The organism is Paraprevotella xylaniphila YIT 11841 (assembly GCF_900683745.1).
In the GTDB taxonomy this organism is placed as follows: Bacteria; Bacteroidota; Bacteroidia; order Bacteroidales; family Bacteroidaceae; genus Paraprevotella; species Paraprevotella xylaniphila.
The window spans coordinates 2,213,979-2,240,593 of sequence record NZ_LR215980.1 but is presented as its reverse complement, the minus strand read 5'-3'; the positions used below and the strand labels follow the sequence as shown (position 1 = coordinate 2,240,593).

The following is a 26,615-nucleotide window of genomic DNA, read 5'->3' as shown; positions in this document are numbered from 1 at the left end:
ATGAATATGAAGTGTTGTGGGTTGATATGGGGAATGATGGCAGGTCTGGCGTTCAGTTCTTGTCTGGGACCCCGTTCGGCGTCCACCGCTACGGGTGGAGAAGTGACCGGTGTCGGGGGAACGGCCTACAGTGAACCGACTCCTTACGGGATGGTTTTCGTGAAGAAAGGTTCATTGAAAATCGGTACGGAAGAAACCGATTCGTTGTGGGGGATGACCATTCCTACCCGGGAAATCTCGGTCGACGGCTTCTGGATGGATGCCAATGAAGTGTCGAATGCCAAATACCGCCAGTTCGTTTTTTGGGTGCGCGACTCTATTATCCGTGAACGTCTGGCCGACCCCGCATACGCAGGTGACGAAACTTACAAGATAGAAGAGGATAAATACGGGAATCCCGTTACGCCTTATTTAAATTGGAAGAAACCGATACCCTGGAAAAAGCCCAATGAAGATGAGTTGCGGGCTATTGAAAGCGTGTACGTGACAAATCCGGTCACGGGGGAGCGGATGTTGGATGCACGTCAGATGAATTACCGTTATGAAGTGTTCGACTATACTGCTGCTGCTTTGCGCAAGCACCGCCTGAATCCGGAGGAACGCAACCTGAATACCGATCATGCAGTGGATGCGGACGAAGTGGTCATGATATCCAAAGACACGGCTTACATCGACGACGAAGGGCGCATCGTGCGTGAAACCGTTACCCGTCCGCTTTCGGGGTTACATGATTTCCTGAATACTTATATCGTGAACATTTATCCGGATACGACGTGTTGGGTGAACGACTTTTCCAATGCGGAAAACGAACGTTACATGTTGCAGTACTTCTCCAACCCGGCTTATAATGATTATCCCGTGGTGGGAGTGACTTGGGAACAGGCCAATGCCTTCTGCGATTGGCGTACGGAGTTTCTGAAACGCGGTTTGGGGGCGGCAGCCCGTCAGATACAGCCTTACCGTTTGCCGACAGAGGTGGAATGGGAATTTGCCGCACGCGGTCCCGAAGGTGCTTTGTTCCCGTGGGAGACGAAAGGGGTGAAAAGCGAGAAAGATTGTTATTTTGCCAACTTCAAGCCCGACCGTGGGGATTATACGGATGACGGGAGCTTGATAACGTCTAAAGGTGGTTCTTATTCGGCCAATTCCAACGGTTTGTTCGATATGGCGGGAAACGTGGCGGAATGGACGAGTACGGTGTATACCGAATCGGGTGTGGACGGCATGAGCGACATGAACCCCGAGCTGAAATACAATGCCGCGAAAGAAGATCCTTATCGCCTGAAGAAGAAGTCGGTGAGGGGTGGTTCTTGGAAAGATCCGGAATCCATGATACGTTCCGTATGGCGTTCATATGAATATCAAAACCAACCTCGTTCGTACATCGGTTTCCGTTGTGTACGTTCCGTGTCGGGGACAACTAATAAACGTAAATAGAAAGATTAAAGAGGTAAAAATATGGCTAAGAATAGAAAAAACATAATAATCCGTATTCAGGATTGGATTGAGTCGGTACCTGGACAGACATTCCTGAATTATGCGTACAGTTGGGGAGCAGCCGTGGTTATTCTTGGAGCTTTGTTCAAACTGACTCATATCCCCGGGGCTAATGCGATGTTGTTCATCGGTATGGGTACGGAGGTTTTGGTGTTTTTCATCTCCGGTTTCGACCGTCCGGCAGAACTGAAGCGCGATGAAGACCGGATGAGTCTGGCTTCGGATGAAGAGGATTGGGATGAAGAGGCTGTTGGCGGAAAGGAAGCCGGGAACCTTCCTGAGGCTGCGCAAGGTGGAGTGGCCCAACCGGTTGTGTCCGGTGGAGGGGTATCCCAACCCATAGTTGTGGGAGGGCCGGTCGTAGTCGGAGGAAATGGAGGCACTCCTCTTTCCGGAGCAACGGCTGCTGTAAATCCGGAAGTTTCTGGCGCAGCAGGCGGCGGAACACAAGGCATGCAGGACAGCGAGGGGCAACAGGCATTGGATATAAAGGCTTTGGCCGATATGGTGAATGCTTCCAATGCAGAACTTTTTGCCAAAGTGCTTGAAGATGCCCGTAATGCTTCTACTCCCGAAATGAAGGAGGCGGCTGAAAACTATGTGGAAGAGCTGAAGACGTTGACCGAAACCTTGGCGCGCGTGTCCGAACAGGCTGAACACATGACGCGTGATGCCAAGGAGATGGATAATCTGAATCGTACGCTGACGGGTATCAACACGATATACGAGATGCAGTTGAAGAGTATCAGCACGCAGGTGGGCACGATAGACCAAATCAACGAACAGACCCGCAAGATGGCGCGTCAGATAGAAGAATTGAACGGTATTTACAACCGTATGATTCAGGCCTTGACGGTGAACATGAAACATACGCCGGGCGGTTCGATAACAGAATAAACGGATTAATCAGAAAGGAATACGAAATGGCATCCCAGCAAAATAGAATGTCTCCGCGCCAGAAGATGATCAACCTCATGTATGTGGTGTTGATGGCCATGTTGGCCCTGAATGTGTCTTCCGATGTGTTGAACGGTTTTTCATTGGTGGAAGACAGCCTTCTGCGGACTACGGCGAATGCTTCTGCGTCCAACGAAGCTCTTTATAGGGATTTGCAGGGACAGATGGAGGCCAATCCGGCCAAAGTGAAGGAATGGTTCGACAAGGCACAATATGTGAAGAAAATCTCAGACTCCTTATATAATTATGCGGAAGTCCTGAAAGTCAGTATCGTGAAACAGGCTGACGGGGCAGACGGTGACGTGAAAAACGTGCAGAACAAGGAGGACCTGGAGGCGGCTTCCCATGTGATGTTGGCACCGCGCAGAGGAGAAGGACAGAGGTTGTTCGCGGCCATCAACAATTTCCGTGAAAGCATCGTCGGCATGTTGACAGACGAGGCACAAAAGAAAATCATTGCGGACAACCTGAGTACGGAAGTGCCGGACAAGGCCGGTACTTTGGGGAAGAATTGGCAAGAGTATATGTTTGAGAATACGCCGGTGGCTGCGGCAGTCACTTTGCTCTCCAAATTGCAAAGTGATGTGCGGTATGCCGAAGGAGAGGTGCTTCATGCCTTGGTGGCCAATATAGACATGAAAGACTTGCGTGTGAACGAGTTGAATGCGTTTGTGATACCGGCTTCGCGTACGGTGGTACAAGGTGGAAAGTTCAGTGCCCAGATTATCATGGCTGCTGTGGATACGACCCAACGTCCGACGGTATATGTCGGCGGACGGCAAATCACTTCGCCGGGCGGACTGTATGAGACGGTTTGCAGCAGTACGGGCGATTATACGCTGAAAGGTTATATTGAGATGATGGACGGACGTGGCCAGATGGTGCGCAGGGACTTCTCTCAGCCTTACACCGTGGTGGCTCCTTCGGCTACGGTGTCGGCAGACTTGATGAATGTGTTGTATGCCGGATATGAGAACCCCATGAGCGTGTCTATTCCCGGGGTTCCGGCCAATAAGGTGGTGGCTTCCATGAGCGGAGGAGTGTTGCAGCCCACAGGGGCGGGCAAATATATGGCCCGACCGGCAGAAGTAGGCAAGGATGCCGTGATTACGGTCAATGCCAATATGGAGGGACGCATGCAGAAGATGGGACAGTTTGCCTTTCGTGTGCGTAAGTTGCCCGACCCGTCGGCTTATATAGAGTATGCGGCGGAAGGCGGAAATAACCGTTTCCGTGGCGGGCGCTTGTCCAAACAAGTGTTGATGGGGACGAAAGGCATCGGCGCAGCTATTGATGACGGGCTTTTGAATATTGAATTCCGGGTGCAAGGGTTCGAGACGGTGTTTTTCGACAATATGGGCAATGCCGTACCGGCGGTGTCGAACAGTGCGTCTTTCACCGAGCAACAACGTACGATGTTCCGTTCGTTGGGACGTGGGAAACGGTTTTATATTTCCCGTATAAGAGCCGTAGGACCCGACGGGGCTGAGCGGACGCTCGATGGCTCTATGGAAGTGATTGTCAACTAATGAATGGATGGAAATGAAGACTATGAGTAAAAATAAGATAAGGATGAAACGTCTGTTTTTTGTTTTGTTAGGAGTTGCCCTGTACATGCAGGCGGAGGCGCAGCCGGCTCGCCGCAGGGTGAAACCCAATGATGCAGACAAGGCCGAGAAGACCGTGGACCGTGCCAGTTTACAGTTCCCCGTGGCGGTGGAAGTGCCTGAGGATGTGGTGTGGCGTCGCGATGTGTATCGTCAGTTGGATCTGACGTTGGACAAGAATGCCCCTCTATATTATCCGGTGGAGCCTTCTGCAGGCCATATAAACTTGTTTACGTATCTGTTCGACTTGTTGCTGACGGGAAAGATTACGGCATACCAATATAAACTGGATGGCAACGAGTCTTTTACTTCGCGTGATAAGGTGGACGTGAAAGAATTGTTGGAACGTTATCATATATATTACGAGGAGCAGAACGGGCGGCCTCGTGTGAATGCTAGCGATATTCCCTCGGCTGAAGTTTCCCGTTATTATATAAAGGAGAGTTCTTATTTCGACCAAAGGACTTCGACATTCCGTACGAAAGTCACGGCTTTGTGCCCGGTGCTCATGCGGGGAGATGATTTTGGTGGAGAGGCTACCCCATATCCTTTGTTCTGGCTCAAATATGATGATATCAGTACGTATTTGGCCCGTCACGCGATGATGGCAAGCAATTACAACAACGTGACGAACATGACGGCGGCAGATTATTTCTCCATGAACCTGTATGACGGAAAGATTTATAAGACAAACAATATGCAAGGGAAGGTGTTGGCTAACTATTGCAAGACGGATAGTGCCATGGCTAACGAACAGAAGCGGATAGAGAAACAACTTTCCGATTTTGAAAAACATGTTTGGGGGCATGACGACTCGGTGGCTGTGGATACGACGGCGGCCAAGGAGGCTGTGGAAACGAAAAAGGGGAAAGCTTCCCGGGCTACGCGTAACTCGCGTCGTGCTTCATCGTCTTCGGATGAACCGAAAAAAGCGAAAGCCGAAAAGACTAAGGTTTCCAAGACGCGTAGGGGCAGTTCCGGTAACTCCGGTTCTTCAACTCCAAGGGTGACTGTACGCAGGCAACGCAGATAATAAAAAAGAGATATATTTCCGGAAAAAGTTGATAGTACGGCAAACAGTTGCTATCTTTGTTTTCCGATAAGAAATAAAAAGCAAACTTCTATGAAGAAATTAAGTGCAGTATTGATGTGCATGGTGGCGTTATTATGGGCGGCACCTGCCAATGCGCAGTTCAAGTGGGGACTTGAAGGCGGTGTGAACTTGAGTAAGGCAAGTATAAAGGGGGATGGCGGTTTGTTTGATGCCTCCAACCGTACGGGATGGTTTGTCGGACCGAAGGTGCAGATGACCATGCCAGTTATTGGATTGGGGATAGACGCTTCCCTTCTCTACTCCCAGAAGTACATGAAGATGGACTTCTCGGGTGAAGTAGACGGGGAGAATGTCAACGGGAGTACGCCTAACAAATCCCTGCCTTACGTGGAGATTCCCATTAATTTGAGGTATAATTTTGGTTTTAGCAGCCTGGTCGGCGTTTATTTGGCTACAGGTCCACAATACAACTGGTATCTGGGGAGTCGTAATTTAAAGTATGCTGGTGAAAGTATAGGAAGTTTGGAACGCTCTACATTCAGTTGGAATGTGGGAGCCGGTGTGACGTTGCTTAGCCATTTGCAAGTAGGTGTGACTTACAATATCGCCATGGGTGAGACCGGAAAATTAGGCGGTGTGGGCGATGTCATAGAAGAGTTTGACGTAAAGAACAACACATGGCAAGTTCGTTTGGCTTACTTGTTTTAATGTAGTCCGATAGAAAATGGAATAAACGGAAGCTGTCTGCATGGAGCGGGCGGCTTTCTTTTTGCCTGTTTACTCCTTTTGTCGTATTTTTGTAGTCCATTAAAATCCGTTCGTATGAAATTTGTAGATGTCATTCTTCCTCTTCCCTTGTCGGCTACTTATACATACGCTTTGCCCGAAGAGTGGCAAGAGGCGGTACGGCCGGGTTGCCGTGTTATCGTACCGTTTGGAGCCAAAAAGTTTTATACGGCTATTGTGGTGGAAGTTCACGGGCGGCAACCGCAAGGTTATGCCGTGAAAGCCGTATGGGAGACACTTGATCCTGCTCCCGTTTTACTTCCTGTGCAGTTGGATTTTTGGAGATGGTTGGCGGACTATTACCTTTGTGCCGTGGGGGATGTGTATAAGGCAGCCCTGCCGTCCGGTATGAAACTGGAAAGCGAGAGCAAGGTGGTGGTAAACAGTGAATATGCGGGAAATTCCGTTTTGTCGGAACGGGAACAACGGGTCGTTACTTTGGTTTCGAGACGTTTTGAATCGACCATGACGCGACTTCAAAAAGAATGTGAGGATTTTCGGGTACTACGGGTGGTAAGGTCTTTGATGGACAAGGGCGTCCTTGCCATGAAAGAGGAAGTCAAACGGAGCTATAAGCCCCGCACGGAAGTTCATGTGCGCTTGTCGGAGACCTATTTTGACGAAAAGAAACTTCATGAATTGCTTGACGGTTTAGGAAGAGCCCCCAAACAGCAGTCCCTTTTATTAAAGTATTTAGAACTGGCAGGTGCCGGAACGGCTTTCCGGTTGCGTAACCCGAAGATGTTGGCGGAGGTGGGACGGAAGGCACTGATGGAAGCAGCCGACGGCAGTCTGGCGATTTGCCGTGCCTTGGAGGAGAAAGGCGTATTGGAGGCCTACCCATACGAGATAGGTCGTTTGGCGCATACGGAGGTCGCCGACACGCTTGGTGTTTCTCCTTTGAGTGAGGCACAGGCAAAGGCGTTCAGAGAGTTGGAAGAAGCTTTTGACCGTCATCCGGTATGCTTGCTTCACGGGGTGACATCGAGCGGAAAGACCGAGGTCTACATTCATTTGATTCGTCAGATGATAGCCGAAGGGAAACAGGTGCTTTACTTGGTGCCGGAGATTGTGCTGACCACCCAGTTGACGGACAGGCTATACCGCGTGTTCGGCAACCGTATGGGCGTGTACCATTCCAAGTTTCCCGATGCCGAACGTGTCGAGATTTGGCAAAAACAGTTGTCCGGACAGCCTTACGATATAATTGTAGGCGTTCGTTCATCCGTCTTCTTGCCTTTCCGTCATTTGGGGTTGGTCATTGTGGACGAAGAGCATGAGCAATCTTATAAGCAGCAGGACCCTGCACCGCGTTACCATGCCCGGAATGCGGCGATCATGTTAGCCCGGATGTACGGTGCCCGTACATTGCTCGGTACGGCAACTCCGGCGTTGGAGACTTATTATAACGTCCGCATGGGCAAATACGGATTGGTGGAGTTGACCGAACGTTTCGGGCAGGTGCGTTTGCCGGAAGTCGAGGTGGTGGATATTAAAGAGCTGCAGCGCAAAAGGCGCATGGTCGGTCCGTTCTCACCGCGTTTGTTGGAAGAGATGCGTCGGGCGTTGGAAAACAAGGAACAGGTCATATTGTTCCAGAACCGGCGAGGTTACGCTCCGATGATAGAATGCCACACGTGCGGTTGGGTGCCCAAGTGCAAAAACTGCGATGTCAGCCTGACGTACCATAAGGGACTGAACCAAATGACTTGCCACTATTGCGGCTACACGTGTAACGTGCCGGTGCGCTGTCCGGCCTGTGAAGGTACGGAACTGGTGCAGAGAGGGCTCGGTACGGAAAAGGTGGAAGATGCCGTACGTCAAGTCTTTCCGGAGGCCGCCGTGGCCCGGATGGACTTGGATACGACCCGTACGCGTTCGTCATACGAAGGAATCTTGGAGGATTTCCAAGGCGGAAAGACCGATGTGCTTGTGGGGACACAGATGGTGACCAAAGGATTGGATTTCGAGCGGGTCAGCGTAGTCGGCATATTAAATGCCGACACCATGTTTAACATCCCGGACTTCCGGAGCTTCGAGCGCGCCTTCCAGTTGATGGCACAAGTGGCCGGGCGCGCCGGGCGCCGCAGCAGGCAGGGACGTGTCATCCTGCAGACCAAAAGTCCGGATCTGCCCCTCATCCGTCAAGTAACGGGACATGACTATTTCGGGTTGTACGTCGGGCAGATGGAAGAGCGTCAGATGTTTGTATATCCTCCTTTTTGCCGTTTGATTTATGTCTATATGAAACATAAGCGGGCAGACGTGCTCGACCATCTGGCTGCTGAAATGGGGAGCCGTCTGCGTCAGGTCTTCGGTTCCCGTATTTTAGGACCTGACGCACCGCCCGTGGCACGAATCCAATTGCTCTATATCCGTAAAATCGTAGTGAAAATAGAACCCGGAGCTTCTCTGTCCAAGGTTCGGGAACAGTTGCTTTATCTCCGCCAAAGCCTGATGGCACATCCCGATTACCGCAGTGCCCAAATCTATTATGACGTAGACCCCGTGTAAGTCCGGGCTTTTATTTCTTTTTCAGTTCCGGATAGCTGATACGCGTGTGATAAATGGTTTTCAGTTTTTCTCTGAACACATCTTTGGCCACGGTAATGTCGTGGAACGTGATGGGGCAGTCTTTGAAGAATCCTTCCTGCACTTGGCAGTCCACGATTTTATCCACCAACGCGCTGATACTCTCTTCCGTGTATTCGTTCAGGCTCCTTGATGCGGCTTCCACAGAGTCCGCCATCATCAAGATGGCCTGTTCCAACGTGAACGGGTTCGGGCCTGGGTAAGTGAAAATGGATTCGTCTACCGTTTGGTCCGGATGCTGGTTCTTGTATGAAATCAGGAAGTATTTGGTCTTGCCTTTACCGTGGTGCGTCGAGATGAAATCCTTTATGACTTGCGGCAGGTTATATTTGTCGGCCAGTTTGAGTCCGTCCTTGACATGGCTGATGACAATCGCCGCACTTTGTTCGTAACTGATGCGGTCGTGAGGATTGAAGTTATTCTGGTTTTCCGTAAAGTAGGCAGGACTGTTCATCTTTCCGATGTCGTGGTATAAGGCTCCAGTTCTGACCAACAGTGCCTTGGCTCCGATTTTATTCGCCACTTCCGTAGCCAGGTTCGCCACTTGCATGGAGTGTTGGAATGTGCCCGGAGCCACTTCCGAGAGCCGTTTCAGCAGTTCGTTGTTGGTGTTGGACAGTTCGACGAGAGTCACGTTAGAGGTGAAGCCGAAGACCTTTTCGAACAAGAACAGCAACGGGTAGGCAAATAACAAGAGGATACCGTTGATGATAATATAGATATACATGCCATATTCCAGGCGTGCGAAGTCTTTTTCATGAATGAGTTCCATGCTCATGTAAAAAGCTATGGATGCCAATGTGACATAAAATGCCGAACGGATAAGTTGTGAACGTTGTGAGAGTTCCCGAAGGCTGTAAATGGCTACCATGCCTGCTACAAGCTGCGTGGCAATGAACTCGTAGGGGTATTTCAGGGATATGGCACTGATGAGCACCGTGGCCACGTGAGTCACAAAAGCCGTCCGGGAATCCATGAACACCCGGATGAAAATAGGAGCCATGGCGAACGGGATGATGTAGACATTGAACAGGTTATGCTTGATGAGGAATGAAGTGAGCAGGGGGTAGATTACCGGCATGGAGGCTATGAACAAGATGTGGCGCGTGTTGGCCAGATAGTCGCGGCGGAACTGGTTGAAGTACAATGAGAGGCAGGCGATGATGAGTGCCACATAGAGCAGTTGGCCAAGCAGCACCGTGTGTGATTGCATCTTGGAGGTGTTTCGCCGGTTGTATTCTTTTTCCAAAGAAGTGAGGATGTCGTATGTTGCCTTGTCCACGATGTCGCCTTGTCCTATGATTTTTTGCCCGCTCATGACCATGCCGGACGAATAAGAGAGGGAGGCGAGCAAATCTTTCCGGGATTCTTCGGACTTTGTCTTGTCGTAAGTCAGGTTGGGGACGATATAGTCGCTCAGATTGCACTTCCGCAATATCCTGCGGTCATATTGCAGGCTGTCTTCTCCCAAATCGATGAGGTATTCGTATGCCGTTTTGTGTGAGAAGATTTTGGGCATCTGTTGTTCCTTGGCCACATTCTGTGCGAATATGCGGATAGAGGCCACTTCGTCCCTGTGCATCTGGTCGAAATCCTCCGTGCTCATGACTCCTTGGGCGTAAATGTATTCCAACTTGTTCACTACGTACGTCAGGTAATTGGCCGGTATGGTGGCCGGTTTCCGTCCGTTTATGGTGGCCTTGAACTTTTCTACCTGTGCTTTCCCAACGGTCTCGTCGATGGCGAAATAAGGCTCGTAATACTGCAATATGCTGTCCTGTTCCGCTTGTATGGTTTCCGCACTTTTGTATATCGGGAAGTCGTAGGTTGCGATGAGTTGGCTGTAACGCCATGGTTTGCCCACGTCGAACTTGTAGGTCGAACGTTCGTCACGCGGCATGTACAGGCACACGACAAACAAGGCCGTGACCGTGATGACGATTCTATAAATCAAAGCCTTCGGGGTAAGGCTGTTCTGTTGGTTATGTCTGTTCATCTCTTTTTCCGTATTTTATATAGGGCGAAAATACGAAAAAAATACGGGGCGTTTAAATAAAAAGTAGTATTTTTGCACAATATTCACAAATGTTGTTATGACACAGAGAAAAGTAAGGGTTCGTTTCGCTCCCAGTCCCACGGGAGCCTTGCATATAGGCGGTGTACGTACGGCTTTATACAATTATCTTTTTGCGCGCCAGCATGGCGGTGAGTTCATTTTCCGTATCGAGGATACAGACTCCAACCGGTTTGTCCCGGGAGCGGAAGAATACATTTTGGAATCTTTCCGTTGGCTCGGCATTCCTTTCGACGAAGGGGTAAGCTTCGGTGGGGAGCATGGTCCTTACCGCCAGTCGGAACGCCGGGACATTTACAAGAAATACGTGCAGGAGTTGTTGGATGCCGGTAAGGCTTATATCGCTTTCGATACGCCGGAAGAACTGGAGGCCAAGCGTCAGGAAATCCAGAATTTCCAGTATGACGCCTCTACGCGCGGCATGATGCGTAACTCATTGTCGCTGCCTGCGGATGAGGTGGAACGTCTGTTGGCCGAAGGTCGGCAGTACGTCGTCCGGTTCAAGATAGAGCCGGGCGAGGACGTACATGTGGACGACATGATTCGCGGCGATGTGGTCATCAACTCTTCCATTCTCGACGATAAGGTGCTTTACAAGAGTGCCGACGAATTGCCGACCTACCATTTGGCCAACATCGTAGACGACCATCTGATGGAGGTGACCCACGTGATTCGCGGTGAAGAATGGTTACCTTCGGCTCCGTTGCATGTCCTGCTTTACCGTGCGTTCGGATGGGTGGACACGATGCCGAAGTTCGCCCATTTGCCTTTGTTGCTCAAGCCCGACGGGAAGGGGAAATTGAGCAAACGTGACGGCGACCGTCTCGGCTTTCCGGTTTTCCCTCTCGAATGGCACGACCCCAAGACGGGCGAAGTTTCCTCCGGTTATCGTGAGAGCGGCTACTTGCCCGAAGCCGTCATCAATTTTTTGGCCTTGTTGGGTTGGAACCCGGGAACCGACCAGGAAATCATGTCGTTGGACGAGTTGGTGAAGCTTTTCGATATCACCAAATGCAGCAAGGCCGGTGCCAAGTTTGACTATGTGAAGGGCTTGTGGTTCAACCGCGAGTATATCCTGATGAAGGACAACAAGGAATTGGCTCCCGCTTTCGACAAGATACTGCGCGAGAACGGGATAGAAGCACCTATGGAACGCGTAGAAGCCGTGGTGGGCATGATGAAGATGAAGAAAATCAATTTCATCAAAGAACTGTGGCCCCTTTGCGACTTCTTCTTCATTGCCCCGGAAGCGTACGACCGCGAGGACAAGTTCGTGCGGAAGAACTGGACGGAAACGTCGGCGGCCGACATGACCGAACTGGCCGCATTGCTGGAAGGCCTGGATGATTTCTCGGTAGAGGGACAGAAAGCGGCCGTAGACCGTTGGGCGGAAGAGACTGGCAAGAAACCTTGGAACCCTTGGCGCGTGGCCTTGGTGGGCACAGGGAAGGGTCCCGACATGTATGAGCTTTCAGCTTTCCTCGGGAAAGAGGAAACATTACGTAGAATGCGCAAAGCCATAGATGTCCTGAAATGATATATTCGGTTGCGCTTTATCTGTATGCCTTGGCCATCGTGTTGGTCTCGCCTTTCCATAAGAAGGCCCGGCTGATGGTGAAGGGGCAATGGAACACATTCCGTATTTTACGGAAAAGAATCCGCAGGGAAGAAATGTATGTCTGGTTCCATGCGGCCTCGTTGGGTGAATTTGAGCAGGGACGCCCCCTGATGGAACGGTTGCGCCGTGAGCATCCGGAATATAAGATTTTGCTTACTTTCTTTTCTCCTTCGGGGTATGAGGTGCGCAAGGATTACGAAGGGGCGGACGTGGTGTGTTATCTTCCGTTCGACACGCCGGGCAATGTGCGCAGCTTTTTGCGGTTGGCCCGTCCGCGTATGGCGTTCTTCATCAAATATGAGTTTTGGAACAATTACCTGCATGCTTGCCGCCGTCGTCAGATTCCGGTGTACAGCGTGAGCAGTATTTTCCGTGAGAACCAAGTGTTTTTCCGTTGGTACGGGCGCAGTTACAGCGATGTGTTGCGTTGTGTGACCCATTTCTTCGTGCAAAACGAAGCTTCGTGCGAATTGTTAGCACGCAAGGGCATCACGAACGTCACCGTGGCCGGAGACACGCGTTTCGACCGTGTGTTGGACATTTGCCGGCAGGCCAAGGATTTGTCGTTGGTGAAAGCTTTCAAGCAAGATGCCAAGGTGTTGGTGGCCGGAAGCTCATGGGCACCGGATGAGGATTTGATTATTCCTTACTTCAACGCTCATCCGGAAATGAAACTGGTGTTGGCGCCCCATGTGGTCAGTGAAGACCATTTGAAGGAGATAGAGGGAAAGTTGCGCCGTCCGTTTGCGCGTTATTCCCGTGTCACGGAAGAAAGTGCCGCCCGTGCCGATTGCTTGATTATCGACGGTTACGGTTTGCTTTCGTCTATCTATCGTTACGGCGAGATGGCCTACGTGGGCGGCGGTTTCGGCGTGGGCATCCATAACGTGCCCGAGGCAGCGGTATATGGCGTGCCCGTGCTTATCGGCCCGAACAACCGCAAGTTCCGTGAGGCGCAGGATTTGTTGCGCGAGGGCGGTTGTTTGGAGGTGACGGATGCGGACACGTTCACGCGGACGATGGACCGTCTGCTTTCTGACGGGAAGTTCTTGGCGGAGCGGGGACGAATTGCCGGACAGTATATCGAGCGGAACGCCGGAGCGTCGGATTTGATTTTCGATAGTGTGAAATTCTGAAAGGCCAGTTATATAAGATATAAGTCGGAAAAAGCGGATGTTTGTCCGCTTTTTTTTGTGTTTTGATAGGCTGAAAACCAGTAAAACAGCTCTTATCTGTATGCTCAAATCCGGGAAAGGCGGGGGAAGATGCGGTATTTCGGGGGCATTTTAGGGGATTTTTCCCCGTTTTTCCGAGGATTTTTCCCGATTGTTTGGCGCAGAACGGAAAATCAATCTAAGCCAAACGAAAAAACGTTCTCCTGAGATTGAAAAATCAAAGTGTTCCAAACTGTGTTTTTGAGGGTTTGAAGCCGGATTTTAGCCTCCGTTTTTTGCTATTTGAATGAACTTTGCATGCAAAAACGAAAGAGCATGATGCGCTTTATTTCTTTGTTTTTTGTGTCACGGCTGAAGTGCCGTCGCCCGGTTCTGCGGAGGCTGCGGGGATGGATGTCACCGGAAGGCGGTTACAAGCTTTCCTTTTGTATTCCCGTCGGTTCGCGTGGATGGCGTATTTTCTTCCGGCATCCGGGATGGGCGCGAATATTCGATTTTGGAGCCGTTTTGAAGATTGCAATGTAAAAATATAGTAAAAGAAGAAGGCTGCCGCTACACGGGTGCGTAGGGCAGCCTTTTGGGGGGATTGTGCTTAAAGAAGCGGATTACCAGAGTTCCCAACCGTTGTTTCGGTTGGAATAAGCATCGCTGATACCGCTATCGGACGCTTTGCCTCCGAAATCGAGGTCTACACCGTCACCGGTGCCATTTATTCCGCTACAAGCCATCATACCGTTTGATTCCATTTTCACAACTTTCACGTGGGGCATTTCATATGTTTTCTTTTCCATTGTTTTGTTTGTTTATTATACGTTTTTTTATTTGATTATTTTTTCTCCGTCTATGATGTAGATACCGTGTTCCAACCCTTCGAGGGCATCGGCTCTTTTCATGTCGTTTTTTATTTTTATGCCGTTTATGGTATACACGTCTACAAGTTCTTTACTGTCTTTTGTACCGTCGGACGTTATTTCTTCTATGCTGGTCACCTTGTCGTCGATGTCGATGAGCAGGCGGTTGACGCCTGCCATGGCCGTAGTCTGGTCCGCGTTGATATATGCGCGGAAGCCTTTCAGATTCACCTTATCCGTGTCGGCCAAATAGAACTTGTCGTCGTTGATGAAGTAAGCCCCTTGTGGAATCGTGGTGGCCGCATAGTTTCCGGTCATCGAGACGCCGTCCACTGTAGAGCTGTTCGGTTGTCCGGCGTGGAGGTATACTTCGTCGGCTTTGATTTCGGTCACGTTTCCGGTGGGGCGTACGAGGTAAGGTTGGCCTGCCTCTATCGTTTCTGCCTTGTCAAACCGGAGGACGATGTTGCCGTCTTGTTGTGTGGCTTCAACCAGTCGTCTCACTTCGCCCAGTCCGTTTTCGGCGACTTGCCCGGCAGTCATGTCGAAAGGTACGCAGAACGTGTTCCATTTTCCGGAAACTAAGGAACGTTCTAACACGACGTTGGCATAAGTGTCTTTTGCTATGCCGTATTGCGTGTCGGTCTCTTTCAGGATGGCTTCATTACCTAAGTATTCCAGTCGGGTCTGGGCAATAATTGCCCAAGTGGCAGTGTTCTTCTCTCCGGCTTGGAGGCCGACGGTCAATTCTGTTCCTTCTGAGGATATTTCGATTTCCACAGTATAACGGTTGAAAGTACTTGATGTGAGTGCCGTTTTTTGGCCGTTGATGAACAAGTAAAGCTCTCCGTCGTATCCCAAATTCTGGTTTTTGTTCCCCCACACGCATCCTGCTGCGAAAGCAGAGAACCTGTATTTTCCGGGAAGGACGGCTTGTGTTTTCTGCCAAATCAGGTTCTTGCCGGTTTCCGGGGCCCCTGTCCAGTAGGAGACACCGGCTCCGTTGTATGCTGCGCTGTGGAAGGCAGGGATATTTTCGATGTATCCGGAAGCACTGCCGCTGCGTTCCCAATATCGGTTCGTACCGTCTTGGCAGGCTGCGTCTTTGAGGAAAGTAGACGTGATGTCCGATGTCCCTAAATATTCCAAATGGGTTTGGGCCAAGATAGCCCATGTCACGGTGTTGTGGTCGCCTGCCTTGAGCCCGACTGTTATATTCGTTTCATTCGATGGAATTTCTGCTTCCACGGAGTAAACTCCGAAGGTCTCCGTGGTAATTTCCACGCTTTGGTCGTTGATGAAGAGGTATAGGCCCCCGTTGTTGCCCGAATTGACGTTCCCGCCGCTCCATGTGCCTCCGGCTGCATAAGCCGTGAAACGGTATTTTCCCGGGCGGATGGGTTGCGTTTCTTGCCAGACGAGCATGCGGTTGTCCTCGGGTCCGGAGTTCCAGTATGATATACCTTTCCCGTCGTAAAGGTCATTTTTGAAGGCCGGGATGTCTTCCACGTATCCGTCAGCCTTTCCGCTCCGGTTCCAATATCGGGCTGCATCGTTTTGGCATTCGGCGTCTTTCAGTATGGCTGTCACGTCTGTTTTCACATTCCGTGGGAGCGAAGTGTGAAGGAATCCTTGTATGCTTTCTTCCATTTGCAGCTGTGCCATGCGTGCCTCGTCCGGGCTTATTGCTTGCTCAAGGTTTTCCTGGCCGGTGGACAAGGATGATTCCAAATCCGTACGGGCTTCGTCGGTAGACTTGGAAATGGACAAAAGCAGTTTGCCCTTTTCAAAGGTTTCTTTGGAATGGGCTTCTGCCAACGCGTTGTGCATGTCAATGTATTCGAGCATAGTTTGGTTGAGCGTGCTTATGGCCTTTGGGACTTCCGTTTCGTCGGAAGGGCTTGTCTCGTCCATTGTTTTTTTCACTTTGTCTTTGTAGGGTTGGCTTATTTTTCTAGCATTTTTTAAAGCTTCTTCTGCCATAGCCTGATAGAGAGCTGACAAGTCATTACCTATATATGTCAGTTTGAAATTGTCGAAACAGCACCATCGGCCCAGACCGCCTTCTTTCCCTCTTATTCCGAAATCCAACGTTCCGTCAGTCACCAATACGTTGACCGTGTTGCCATATCGGCCATTCTCGAAGTTTTGGTTGGCTTCAGCTGTGGTGAACGGATATTGCCCGTTGTCGCTTCCGGTGCTTCCTGTTTCTTCATATAGGCTTTTGACCGGAAGTGCGTAATCATTTCCATAGATTTCCCATAACAGGCTTTCGTTCCGGTCTCGGTGGCCCGTTCCGCCATCCGAATTTCTGTCTCGCCCGAAAGCATTGACTGTGATTTGATACCATCCGTTCGATAGCCCAGTCCGTGTCTGATGGAAATCGAATGCGTTCTCATAGAATTCCACAACCCCGTTGGATGTTTTACATTATCCTTCAATGTCCCATCCTTCAATGTTGCCGTTGTCGAACCTGTCTTCTGAAATTGTCCCTTCGGAAAGTTCCCCGTTTTCGTTTAGAGAGACAGGAAAGTCTACGGTGACGTTTCTCGGACTTGCTTTTTCGCAGCATGCCGCCATGAGAAGCATTGCAAAAAGTACTTGTTTTTTCATGCCTAAAAATTTTTGTTTATACATAAGGTTATGATGTGTGATTAACCGATGGCAAAATTATTCTGTTTGCCGGATATTGAATGCGCTTTTGGTTGCACGGAATGTAACAATGGTTTCATTTTCAAATGAAAACCGGGGAAAATGTGCTTTGGGAGTGCCGAAAATGCAAAAATAGGATGTAAGGAACGTAGAGCCAAGGGTAAACAAAAAAGTGGGCACCAACACGGAACTGTACCCCAAAAGTTAGACAAAAAACTTTTGGGGTACAGTTCCGTGTTGGGACATAACCTTATGTTTCAGTCTAAAGTTGGTATCCGGTTTGTTCCAACAGTTTCAACACCTCTTCATAGCGGTCGCAACTGACGACGTAACATTTGTTTGATGTTTTAATTTCAATCAGTGATTGGGTGTCTTTGACTACTACGGTGAACTGTCCTGTCTTATCTTCCCAAAACTCTCCGGAGAGTCCGAACAGCCCATAAACGCCCCAACTTTTGATGGCACGGGTGAGCGTTTTTCTGTGGCGAGCATATAGGATTTCTTTTCGGGGGATGGTTATGGCACCATATACCTTTCTGATGACAACCTTGTCTGCTGTCACTTCTACCTGTTTGATTTGGTTAAAATAGGAATATATGAATGCTACGATGACAAGACAGATACAGGCGTACAGAACTACTGTAAATCCTATGCCGGTTTGTCCTTTCATCAGCCGGCAGATGGCCGTAGTGGCGGCTGCCAGCAAGATGAAAGACATGAACCAGGTGGTGCATAACAGTCCGATAGAATAAGAGGATTGGAATTTTCTCATGATTTCACATGTTGACGTATTACCGTCGGGTAGCTTCGTCATACTCTTCCGATGTGGTGCAGTAATGCATGTGTTCGGGATGGGCATCCGAACGGCGGTACCAGTCGGAGTACATGACGTAGTGTTGGGCATAGCCCACGTTGAGCTCCTTGGCTTGTTCGGGGTCTACCTTCTTGATGAATCTGGCCGGTACGCCTCCCCACAGTTCGCCGTCGCCGATGACCGTATTCTTCAGGACCAAGGCACCGGCGGCCACGATGGCACCGTGGCCGACGACAGCGTGGTCCAGAATGGTGGCCCCCATGCCGATGAGGGCGCCGCTTTTCACTTCGCAACCGTGCAGCGTGACATTATGTCCTACGGTCACGTCGTCACCGATGACGATGGGGGCTTTGCCGTAAAGCGTATGCAGGCAAGAGCCGTCTTGGATGTTCACGCGGTTGCCGATTTTGATGAAATGTACGTCACCGCGCAGGACGGCGTTAAACCATACGGTACAGTCGTCGCCCATGGTGACGTCGCCGATGATGGCTGCCCCTTCGGAGAAGTAGCAGTGCTTGCCGAACTTGGGAGTCAAGTCGTTGAGTTTCTTAATCAATGCCATATTTTATGATTTATGAGTTGTTTTTGTGTGTTCGTATGGCCAGGTCACCTCGCGAAGCCATGTGCGGTGCTCGTGGTCGAGCAACGGAGCCAGTTGGTCGTACACCCGGCTGTGGTAACGGTTGAGCCATTCGATTTCCTCCGTGTCGAGCAAGGACCAGTCTATCGGTTCCATGTCGATGGGACAGAGGGTGAGCGGGTCGAACTGGAGGAATGTGCCGAACTCGGTTTCCCGATAGGGCAAGATGATTTGCGTGTTTTCGATGCGTATGCCATGCCGCCCTTCCTTGTAGATGCCCGGTTCGTTGGTTACGGTCATGTAGGGGAGGAGTGGGGACGGCATATAGTTCATGCGGATTTGATGAGGACCTTCGTGCACGCACAGGCAGGAACCTACGCCATGCCCCGTGCCGTGAAGATAATTAATGCCCTCCTGCCACATGGCATAGCGGGCGCAAGCGTCGAGTTGCGTGCCACTGCAACCTTGCGGGAACTTGGCACGGGCTAGCCGGATGTGTCCTTTCAAGACCAAGGTATAGTCGTGGCGTTCCTCCTCGTTCACCGGTCCGAGGGCGATGGTGCGGGTGATGTCCGTCGTGCCGTCTTCGTATTGTGCGCCCGAGTCGAGCAGCAACAGGCCTTGCGGTAGAAGTTCCAAATCGGTTTCCGGAGTAGGCTCGTAGTGCACGATGGCTCCGTGGGCGGCATATCCGGCGATGGTGTCGAAGCTGTTTCCGCAGAACAAGTCCTGTTCACTGCGCAGTTCCTCCAGTTTACGGCTGATGCCAAGTTCCGTTTGTCCTCCGGCCTGCACCGCCGGTGTGAGCCATTTGAGGAATTTCACCATGGCCACGCCGTCGCGTAGCATGGCGCGGCGGTAGCCTTCCACCTCTGCCGGATGTTTTACGGCTTTGAGCAAGCTCACGGGGGATGCTGCGTCTACTACGGAGCATGTTTCGGGCAGGCTGCGGCAGAGGGCGTAGTTTGTGGTTTGGCAGTCTGTCCATATCCGCTTGCCGTCAAAACGTGACAAATCGGGCAGGATGTCGGTATAGTTCCGTGTTTCCACACCGCATTCCTCCAGATGAGTAGAAACCTCTTCCGTGACTTTCACCTTATTTATATATAAGGTACAGAGGGAGGGGGTAATCCATGTGTAAGCTACGAATACGGGCGTACAATGCACGTCCGTGCCGCGCAGGTTCAACGTCCAGGCTATTTCGTCAAGGGCGGACAGAATCAGTCCGTCGGCTTGTCGCCCGGCCATGGCCTCGCGGATGAGTGCGAGTTTTTCGGTTATGCTACGGCCTGCGAAGGCGGGCGGTTGTATTCTGACCGGTGAATCGGGTAGAGCCGGACGGTTCTTCCACAGCGTGTCAGCCGGTTGGTCTGCTATTTCAAGGTGCAGTCCGCAATGGGTGAGCTCTTCCCTGATGGTGCGGATTTCGTCTGCGGAGTTGGTCCATGCGTCCATGCCCACGGCACTTCCCGGTGGAAGAACCTCCGCCAACCATTGCGTGACGGACGGTGTGCCCTCCAAACGTTCTTTCATCAAGCGGAACGGAGTGTCCTTCAGTTGTTCTTCCGCTGCGATAAAGTAGCGGGAGTCGGTCCACAGTGCGGCATCGTCCGATGTGACGACAGCCGTCCCGGCAGAACCGTTGAAGCCGGAAATCCATTCCCGTGTCTTCCAGTACTCGGGGGGGTATTCGCTATGGTGCGGGTCCGTGCTAGGGAAAATGTAGGCTGCCAACCCGTTTTCCTCTAAATGGAGCCTTAATTCGGCTACTCTTTTATTGATGTTTTTATTCATGATACTGTTTTGCCATTTGTGCATTACAAAAATATATTATTCTTGTTTAAGAAAAAAAATATTCCGCTTTTTAATTAGTAAGTCTGAACCTTTTTCTTTAATTTTGTGTGCGTAATAAAGAACTTCTAATTGTATCATATATAAAAAACAGAGTATGGAATTTTTGACGAATGACAAATTGGTGATTGTCGGTGCAGCCGGTATGATCGGTTCGAACATGGCACAGACTGCCCTGATGATGGGTTTGACTTCAAACTTGTGTTTGTATGACGTGTTCTCTCCCGAAGGCGTGGCAGAAGAAATGCGCCAGAGCGGTTTCGACAATGTGAACATCACGGCTACGACCAATGTGGCTGAGGCTTTCAAAGATGCCAAGTATATCATTTCTTCAGGTGGTGCTCCTCGTAAGCAGGGTATGACCCGTGAAGATTTGCTCAAGGGCAACTGCGAAATCGCAGAACAGCTCGGTAAGGATATCAAAGCCTATTGCCCCGATGTGAAGCATGTAGTCATCATCTTCAACCCGGCAGACTTGACCGGTTTGGTGACATTGCTTTATTCCGGTTTGAAGCCTTCTCAGGTGACGACTTTGGCCGGTTTGGATTCTACTCGTTTGCAGAGCGCGTTGGCCAAGAAGTTCGGCGTGTTGCAAAGCAAGGTGACAGGTTGTGCCACATACGGCGGTCACGGCGAGCAGATGGCTGTGTTCGGTTCGGCCGTGAAGGTTGACGGCAAGCCTTTGAACGACTTGATCGGAACAGATGTGTTTACGGCAGAAGAATGGGAAACCATGAAAGTGGACGTGACCAAGGGAGGCGCTAAGATAATCGAACTCCGCGGACGTTCTTCTTTCCAGAGCCCTTCTTATCTTTCAGTAGAAATGATTCGTGCGGCTATGGGTGGTGAGAAGTTCCGTTGGCCGGCCGGTACATACGTAAAGACCGACAAGTACGATCATATCATGATGGCAATGAATACGACCTTGGACGCAAACGGCTGTCATTATACAATGCCCGAAGGAACGGCCGAAGAAATTGCCAAATTGGATGCCAGCTACGCACACCTTTGCAAGATGCGCGACGAACTCGTGACATTGAATATTGTTCCTGCTATTTCAGAATGGAGCAAAATCAATCCGAATCTGTAATCGGTTGATGCCAATAAGGTTTAGAAGGTGCATATCTCGACGGGATATGCACCTTTTTTAAGGTTTGTGTCATAGAAAAAACGTGTTTTCTTTGTCGATTCAAAAAACATTGTTTAATTTTGCACCGCATTTTGCAAAAATAGTATTCATACATTATTATTAAAAACAAAAAACATGATTGTAGTACCTGTAAAAGAAGGCGAGAACATCGAGAGAGCGCTGAAGAAATTCAAAAGAAAATTTGAAAAGACTGGTGTCGTGAAGGAATTGAGACGCAGACAACAGTTTGACAAACCTTCGGTGGTCAAGAGGCTCGCTAAGGAACGTGCGATTTACGTTCAGAAAATGCAACGTGTAGAAGAATAATTTAGCTGTTTTTCTTTGAACTTTCATTTTTATTTCCTATATTCGTTGTCGTAAAAGCAACGAGGTATGTGGACAGAAGCTTTTTTGGAATATTTGACGCTTGAACGGAATTATTCGTTGAGGACAGTCGAAGAATACCGCGACGATTTGAATGCGTTTGAATCGTATTATAAAAAGGTGGACTCCACATTGTCTTGGGAAACGATGGACGGAGATGTCGTGAGAGACTGGATGGTCTCGATGATGGAGGCAGGCCGTACGGCTACTACGGTTAACCGTAGATTGAGTGCCTTGCGTACGTTTTATCGGTATTTGTTGAGGCGGGATTGGATAAAAGTAGATCCTGTGCGAAATATACAAGGTCCCAAGAAAAAGAAGCCATTGCCGGTGTTCTTGAAAGAAAGTGAGATGAACCGTCTTTTAGACGGTGATTTTTTCGGTAATGATTTCTTAGGCAAAAGAGATAAGTTGATAGTGAACACGTTTTATGTGACGGGTATTCGCCTTTCTGAGTTGACGAGCCTGAATAATCAGGACGTGGATATGTGGGGTGGCGTGATAAGAGTCACGGGAAAACGAAATAAACAGAGAATCGTTCCGTTCGGTGACGAATTGGAAGCATTACTCACGGCATATCTGGATGAGAAATCATCTTTAGGTCTGGAAGATGGGGGTGCGATGTTCGTGGACGAGAAGGGCGAGCGGCTTACAAATGTAAAGGTGCGGAATCTTGTGCGGCATTATTTAGGAATGGTGACTACACAGAAGAAAAGGAGTCCGCACGTGTTACGGCATACTTTTGCAACCTCGATGTTGAACCATCATGCAGATTTAGAATCTTTAAAAGAGTTGTTGGGGCATGAGAGTATTTCTACTACGGAGATTTACACGCACACAACTTTTGAGGAGTTAAAAGAAATGTATAACCAGGCTCATCCAAGAGCTTAAAAAGACAAGACTATGGAAGTAAAAATTCAGGCAATTCATTTTGATGCCACAGAGAAACTCCAAGAGTTTATCGAGAAGAAAGTAGCAAAGTTCGGAAAATTTAGCGAAGAAATAAGAAAGGTAGAGGTGTCATTAAAGGTCGTAAAGCCCGAGACCTCCATGAATAAAGAGGCATCCATCAAGGTTTTGGCCTCGACAGGAGAGTTTTTTGCGGAGAAAGTTTGCGACACATTTGAAGAAGCAGTAGATGTTTGTTTGGATGCGTTGGTACGCCAAATATCCAAATATAAGGAAAAACAAAGAAGTCATTAAAAAAAAAGAGATTTTTATTTGTGATTTCAAAAAATAGACTTAACTTTGCAGCCGTTTAAGGCATGTCGTTAGATGTGTAGGCTGCAAACGCCTCTTTAGCTCAGTTGGCCAGAGCACGTGATTTGTAATCTCGGGGTCGTTGGTTCGAATCCGACAAGAGGCTCAAGCAAAACTATTATAAGAAGGGCAAATACCAGAGTGGCCAAATGGGGCAGACTGTAAATCTGCTGGCTTACGCCTTCGGTGGTTCGAATCCATCTTTGCCCACACTCATTGAGGAACTTGTAAAAGGTCAAATAATGAAGTCGCGGAAATAGCTCAGTCGATAGAGCACTAGCCTTCCAAGCTGGGGGTCGCGGGTTTGAGTCCCGTTTTCCGCTCTGATTTTTTGCTGTTATAGCTCAGCGGTAGAGCACTTCCTTGGTAAGGAAGAGGTCCCGAGTTCAAGTCTCGGTAACAGCTCGGATGAGCATTAGATTATTCATTAATTAAATAAAAAGGAAAAAGCTATGGCTAAAGAGAAGTTTGAGCGTACCAAACCTCATGTAAACATTGGTACTATCGGTCACGTAGACCACGGAAAGACTACTTTGACTGCTGCTATTACTACAGTATTGGCAAAGAAGGGTTTGTCAGAAGTAAAATCGTTTGATCAGATTGATAACGCTCCCGAAGAAAAAGAGCGTGGTATTACTATCAATACATCACACGTTGAGTATGAAACTGCAAACCGTCACTATGCACACGTTGACTGCCCGGGACATGCCGACTATGTAAAGAACATGGTAACTGGTGCTGCGCAGATGGATGGTGCAATCATCGTGGTTGCTGCAACTGATGGTCCGATGCCTCAGACTCGTGAGCACATCTTGTTGGCTCGTCAGGTAAACGTTCCGCGTTTGGTCGTATTCTTGAACAAGTGCGATATGGTTGATGACGAAGAAATGTTGGAACTCGTTGAGATGGAGATGCGTGAACTGTTGGCAGCTTATGACTTCGAAGAAGATACTCCGATTATCCGTGGTTCTGCTTTGGGTGCATTGAATGGTGTACCTGAATGGGAAGATAAGGTAATGGAACTTATGGACGCTTGTGATACTTGGATCCAGGAGCCTGTTCGTGACGTTGAAAAGCCTTTCTTGATGCCGGTTGAGGACGTATTCTCTATTACTGGTCGTGGTACTGTAGCAACTGGTCGTATCGAGACTGGTGTTGTGAAAGTAGGTGATGAAGTTCAGATTCTTGGTTTGGGCGAAGACAAGAAGTCTGTGATTACCGGTGTAGAAATGTTCCGTAAGTTGTTGGACGAAGGTGAAGCTGGTGATAACGTTGGTTTGTTGCTTCGTGGTATCGATAAAACAGAAATCAAGCGTGGTATGGTAATTACTCATCCGGGGTCTATTACTCCTCACTCTGGTTTCAAGGCTTCTATCTACGTTTTGAAGAAAGAAGAAGGTGGACGCCATACTCCGTTCGGAAACAAATACCGTCCTCAATTCTATCTGCGTACTATGGACTGTACAGGTGAAATTCACTTGCCAGAAGGTACAGAAATGGTAATGCCGGGTGATAACGTGGAAATTACAGTAAACTTGATTTATCCGGTAGCCTTGAACGTAGGTTTGCGTTTCGCTATCCGTGAAGGTGGACGTACGGTAGGTTCTGGTCAGATTACTGAAGTTTTTGACTAATTTAAGGTCATCATAGGCTCTCCCCTAAGAGAGAGCCATTTACGGGAGTAGCTCAGTTGGTAGAGCACCGGTCTCCAAAACCGGGTGTCGGGAGTTCGAGCCTCTCCTCCCGTGCTAATAATAAAGAGTATGTTTAAGAAGATCTTTAAATATTGTAAGGAATCTTATGATGAGCTTGTCCATAAAACAACTTGGCCGACTCGTTCAGAACTTACTAACAGTGCAGTCGTAGTATTATCTGCTTCCCTACTCATTGCACTGGTTGTTTTTGCTATGGACTTCGTATTCCAGAGCGCAATGGAAGTTATTTATCCTAATTAAGTAGAGAGATGGCTGATACTGAAATGAAATGGTACGTTATGCGTGCCGTGAGTGGAAAGGAAAGCAAGGTGAAGGAGTACATTGATGCCGAAATTAAAAAAGGTGACTTTGGAAAATTCGTCTCTCAGGTGTTGATACCGACAGAAAAAGTAGTTCAGGTTCGTAATGGTAAACGTATCGTTAAGGAACGTAATCATTTACCGGGTTATGTGTTGGTAGAGGCGGCTTTAGTGGGTGAGATACCTGTATTGTTGCGTAATACGCCGAACGTATTGGGCTTTTTGGGTGAATCTAATAGTAACCCTACTCCGTTGCGTCAATCTGAGGTTAATCGTCTTTTAGGTGCTGTTGACGAAATGCAAGATGTACCTGAAGAAGTGTTGATACCTTATGCTGAAGGGGAAACGGTTAAGGTAACAGAAGGACCTTTTAGTGGCTTTTCTGCCGTAATCGAAGAAGTGAATAACGAAAAGAAGAAGCTGAAAGTAATGGTTAAGATTTTCGGCCGTAAGACGCCGTTGGAATTAGGTTTTATGCAAGTGGAGAAAGAATGATGCGTTTTGTTACGCGTATTGTTCTTGAATATCAAATTCAATAAATAACAAAAAAATGGCTAAAGAAGTTGCTGGATTAATCAAATTACAGATTAAAGGAGGCGCTGCAAATCCATCACCCCCAGTAGGTCCTGCTTTGGGTTCCAAGGGTATCAATATCATGGATTTCTGTAAAGCATTCAACGCCAGAACGCAGGAGAAAGCCGGTAAGGTGCTCCCGGTGGTAATCACCTATTATACTGATAAGTCATATGACTTTATCGTCAAGACTCCTCCCGTAGCAGTACAGTTGATGGAGATTGCGAAGTTAAAAGGTGGTTCTGCTGAACCGAACCGTAAAAAGATTGCTGAAATCTCTTGGGAGCAAGTGCGTACGATTGCTCAGGATAAAATGCCTGATTTGAATTGCTTTACAATAGAAGCTGCGATGAAATTGGTTGCAGGAACAGCAAGAAGTATGGGTATCACTGTAAAAGGAGACTTCCCGGGTTAATAATTAAAATCTTCAATTAAAATGAGTAAACTGACAAAAAACCAGAAGTTGGTCGCTGACAAGATTGAAGCAGGGAAAGCATACTCTTTGAAAGAAGCTTCTCAGTTGGTTAAGGATATCACGACAACCAAGTTTGATGCTTCCGTGGACATTGATGTACGTTTAGGTGTGGATCCCCGTAAAGCCAATCAGATGGTGAGAGGTGTTGTGTCTCTGCCAAATGGTACGGGTAAAGTTACGCGGGTTCTTTGCTTGTGTACTCCAGATGCTGAAGCTGCTGCTAAGGAAGCAGGCGCTGACTATGTAGGTCTTGATGAATATATCGAGAAGATAAAGGGCGGTTGGACTGACGTGGATGTCATTATCACGATGCCTTCAATAATGGGAAAAATCGGTGCCCTCGGTCGTGTACTCGGTCCTCGCGGATTGATGCCTAACCCGAAGAGTGGTACTGTAACTATGGATGTGGCCAAGGCTGTAAAAGAAGTGAAACAAGGTAAGATAGACTTTAAAGTAGATAAATCTGGTATTGTACACACTTCTATAGGTAAGGTTTCTTTTACTGCTGAGCAAATTGCACAGAATGCGAAAGAGTTTATTTCAACTATCAATAAGTTGAAACCTGCAGCCGCTAAGGGTACCTATATTAAGAGTATTTATCTTTCAAGTACGATGAGCCGCGGTATCAAGATTGACCCGAAGGCTGTTGAGGAAATTTAAAAAGTAATTGAA

At 48.9% G+C, this 26,615-nt stretch carries 24 protein-coding genes and 5 tRNA genes; 22 read left to right on the top strand and 7 right to left on the bottom strand.

Going from position 1 to position 26,615, the window contains the following annotated elements:
* From porK to priA, 6 genes are all read left to right on the top strand, one after another.
* Positions 1–1,437 (top strand): T9SS ring complex lipoprotein PorK/GldK, encoded by a 1,437-nt coding sequence (porK, locus tag E0E47_RS09660; RefSeq protein WP_130893562.1) that lies wholly within the window; start codon positions 1–3, stop codon positions 1,435–1,437.
* A 21-nt stretch (positions 1,438–1,458) separates the two neighbouring features.
* Positions 1,459–2,394 (top strand): type IX secretion system motor protein PorL/GldL, encoded by a 936-nt coding sequence (porL, locus tag E0E47_RS09655; RefSeq protein ID WP_130893561.1) that lies wholly within the window; start codon positions 1,459–1,461, stop codon positions 2,392–2,394.
* Between the two features lie 26 nt (positions 2,395–2,420).
* The gene (porM, locus tag E0E47_RS09650) at positions 2,421–3,983 is read left to right on the top strand and encodes a type IX secretion system motor protein PorM/GldM (RefSeq protein ID WP_008628232.1); all 1,563 of its coding nucleotides are present in this window, start codon (positions 2,421–2,423) and stop codon (positions 3,981–3,983) included.
* Between the two features lie 43 nt (positions 3,984–4,026).
* Positions 4,027–5,094, top strand: coding sequence for a type IX secretion system ring subunit PorN/GldN (porN, locus tag E0E47_RS09645; RefSeq protein ID WP_443688312.1), 1,068 nt, complete (start codon positions 4,027–4,029; stop codon positions 5,092–5,094).
* A gap of 90 nt (positions 5,095–5,184) precedes the next feature.
* A complete protein-coding gene (locus tag E0E47_RS09640; protein WP_130893560.1) occupies positions 5,185–5,823 on the top strand; it encodes a porin family protein in 639 nt (212 codons plus the stop codon).
* 114 nt (positions 5,824–5,937) lie between these two features.
* The gene (priA, locus tag E0E47_RS09635; RefSeq protein ID WP_130893559.1) at positions 5,938–8,415 is read left to right on the top strand and encodes a replication restart helicase PriA; all 2,478 of its coding nucleotides are present in this window, start codon (positions 5,938–5,940) and stop codon (positions 8,413–8,415) included.
* A 10-nt stretch (positions 8,416–8,425) separates the two neighbouring features.
* Here priA and E0E47_RS09630 read toward each other — a convergent pair whose 3' ends face one another.
* Positions 8,426–10,489: an HD family phosphohydrolase gene (locus E0E47_RS09630; RefSeq protein WP_008628224.1), complete on the bottom strand. Its 2,064-nt coding sequence runs from the start codon at positions 10,487–10,489 to the stop codon at positions 8,426–8,428.
* 97 nt (positions 10,490–10,586) lie between these two features.
* Here E0E47_RS09630 and gltX point away from each other — a divergent pair, with 97 nt between their 5' ends.
* Complete coding sequence (gltX, locus tag E0E47_RS09625; protein ID WP_130893558.1) at positions 10,587–12,104, top strand: glutamate--tRNA ligase; 1,518 nt, start codon at positions 10,587–10,589, stop codon at positions 12,102–12,104.
* Positions 12,101–13,321 (top strand): 3-deoxy-D-manno-octulosonic acid transferase, encoded by a 1,221-nt coding sequence (locus E0E47_RS09620; protein ID WP_130893557.1) that lies wholly within the window; start codon positions 12,101–12,103, stop codon positions 13,319–13,321. Before gltX ends, E0E47_RS09620 begins: the two co-directional genes overlap by 4 nt.
* A 644-nt stretch (positions 13,322–13,965) precedes the next feature.
* Here E0E47_RS09620 and E0E47_RS09610 read toward each other — a convergent pair.
* The 6 genes from E0E47_RS09610 to E0E47_RS09590 all read right to left on the bottom strand — a co-directional run bounded on the left by E0E47_RS09610 (position 13,966) and on the right by E0E47_RS09590 (position 20,075).
* Complete coding sequence (locus E0E47_RS09610; RefSeq protein WP_130893556.1) at positions 13,966–14,151, bottom strand: hypothetical protein; 186 nt, start codon at positions 14,149–14,151, stop codon at positions 13,966–13,968.
* A 27-nt stretch (positions 14,152–14,178) separates the two neighbouring features.
* Positions 14,179–16,620: a hypothetical protein gene (locus tag E0E47_RS09605; protein ID WP_232038392.1), complete on the bottom strand. Its 2,442-nt coding sequence runs from the start codon at positions 16,618–16,620 to the stop codon at positions 14,179–14,181.
* 21 nt (positions 16,621–16,641) lie between these two features.
* A complete protein-coding gene (locus E0E47_RS17600; protein ID WP_232038391.1) occupies positions 16,642–16,824 on the bottom strand; it encodes a hypothetical protein in 183 nt (60 codons plus the stop codon).
* Between the two features lie 301 nt (positions 16,825–17,125).
* The gene (locus E0E47_RS09600) at positions 17,126–17,635 is read right to left on the bottom strand and encodes a PH domain-containing protein (protein WP_130893555.1); all 510 of its coding nucleotides are present in this window, start codon (positions 17,633–17,635) and stop codon (positions 17,126–17,128) included.
* Between the two features lie 19 nt (positions 17,636–17,654).
* Complete coding sequence (locus E0E47_RS09595; protein ID WP_130893554.1) at positions 17,655–18,239, bottom strand: gamma carbonic anhydrase family protein; 585 nt, start codon at positions 18,237–18,239, stop codon at positions 17,655–17,657.
* Between the two features lie 3 nt (positions 18,240–18,242).
* Positions 18,243–20,075: an aminopeptidase P family protein gene (locus E0E47_RS09590; protein WP_130893553.1), complete on the bottom strand. Its 1,833-nt coding sequence runs from the start codon at positions 20,073–20,075 to the stop codon at positions 18,243–18,245.
* A 130-nt stretch (positions 20,076–20,205) separates the two neighbouring features.
* Here E0E47_RS09590 and E0E47_RS09585 point away from each other — a divergent pair, with 130 nt between their 5' ends.
* The 14 genes from E0E47_RS09585 to rplA all read left to right on the top strand — a co-directional run bounded on the left by E0E47_RS09585 (position 20,206) and on the right by rplA (position 26,603).
* Entirely contained in the window at positions 20,206–21,198 is a 993-nt protein-coding gene (locus E0E47_RS09585) for a malate dehydrogenase (RefSeq protein WP_130893552.1), read from the top strand.
* 174 nt (positions 21,199–21,372) lie between these two features.
* A complete protein-coding gene (gene rpsU, locus E0E47_RS09575; RefSeq protein ID WP_008628208.1) occupies positions 21,373–21,564 on the top strand; it encodes a 30S ribosomal protein S21 in 192 nt (63 codons plus the stop codon).
* A gap of 66 nt (positions 21,565–21,630) precedes the next feature.
* Entirely contained in the window at positions 21,631–22,512 is an 882-nt protein-coding gene (locus E0E47_RS09570) for a tyrosine recombinase XerC (RefSeq protein WP_008628207.1), read from the top strand.
* 12 nt (positions 22,513–22,524) lie between these two features.
* Complete coding sequence (gene hpf / locus E0E47_RS09565; protein ID WP_008628206.1) at positions 22,525–22,824, top strand: ribosome hibernation-promoting factor, HPF/YfiA family; 300 nt, start codon at positions 22,525–22,527, stop codon at positions 22,822–22,824.
* Between the two features lie 89 nt (positions 22,825–22,913).
* Positions 22,914–22,987, top strand: a tRNA-Thr gene (locus E0E47_RS09560).
* 21 nt (positions 22,988–23,008) lie between these two features.
* A tRNA-Tyr gene (locus E0E47_RS09555) sits at positions 23,009–23,091 on the top strand.
* Positions 23,092–23,131: 40 nt separating this feature from the next.
* Positions 23,132–23,204, top strand: a tRNA-Gly gene (locus E0E47_RS09550).
* Positions 23,205–23,214: 10 nt separating this feature from the next.
* Positions 23,215–23,286, top strand: a tRNA-Thr gene (locus tag E0E47_RS09545).
* A 47-nt stretch (positions 23,287–23,333) separates the two neighbouring features.
* A complete protein-coding gene (gene tuf, locus E0E47_RS09540) occupies positions 23,334–24,515 on the top strand; it encodes an elongation factor Tu (protein WP_008628203.1) in 1,182 nt (393 codons plus the stop codon).
* A 41-nt stretch (positions 24,516–24,556) separates the two neighbouring features.
* Positions 24,557–24,629: transfer RNA gene (locus tag E0E47_RS09535), tRNA-Trp, on the top strand.
* 15 nt (positions 24,630–24,644) lie between these two features.
* On the top strand, positions 24,645–24,836 hold the full coding sequence (gene secE / locus E0E47_RS09530; protein WP_008623176.1) for a preprotein translocase subunit SecE: 192 nt from the start codon (positions 24,645–24,647) through the stop codon (positions 24,834–24,836).
* An 8-nt stretch (positions 24,837–24,844) separates the two neighbouring features.
* Positions 24,845–25,390, top strand: coding sequence for a transcription termination/antitermination protein NusG (nusG, locus tag E0E47_RS09525; protein WP_008628201.1), 546 nt, complete (start codon positions 24,845–24,847; stop codon positions 25,388–25,390).
* A gap of 55 nt (positions 25,391–25,445) precedes the next feature.
* Entirely contained in the window at positions 25,446–25,883 is a 438-nt protein-coding gene (gene rplK / locus E0E47_RS09520; protein WP_008628200.1) for a 50S ribosomal protein L11, read from the top strand.
* A 21-nt stretch (positions 25,884–25,904) separates the two neighbouring features.
* Positions 25,905–26,603, top strand: coding sequence for a 50S ribosomal protein L1 (rplA, locus tag E0E47_RS09515; protein WP_008628199.1), 699 nt, complete (start codon positions 25,905–25,907; stop codon positions 26,601–26,603).
* Positions 26,604–26,615 lie beyond the last annotated feature (12 nt).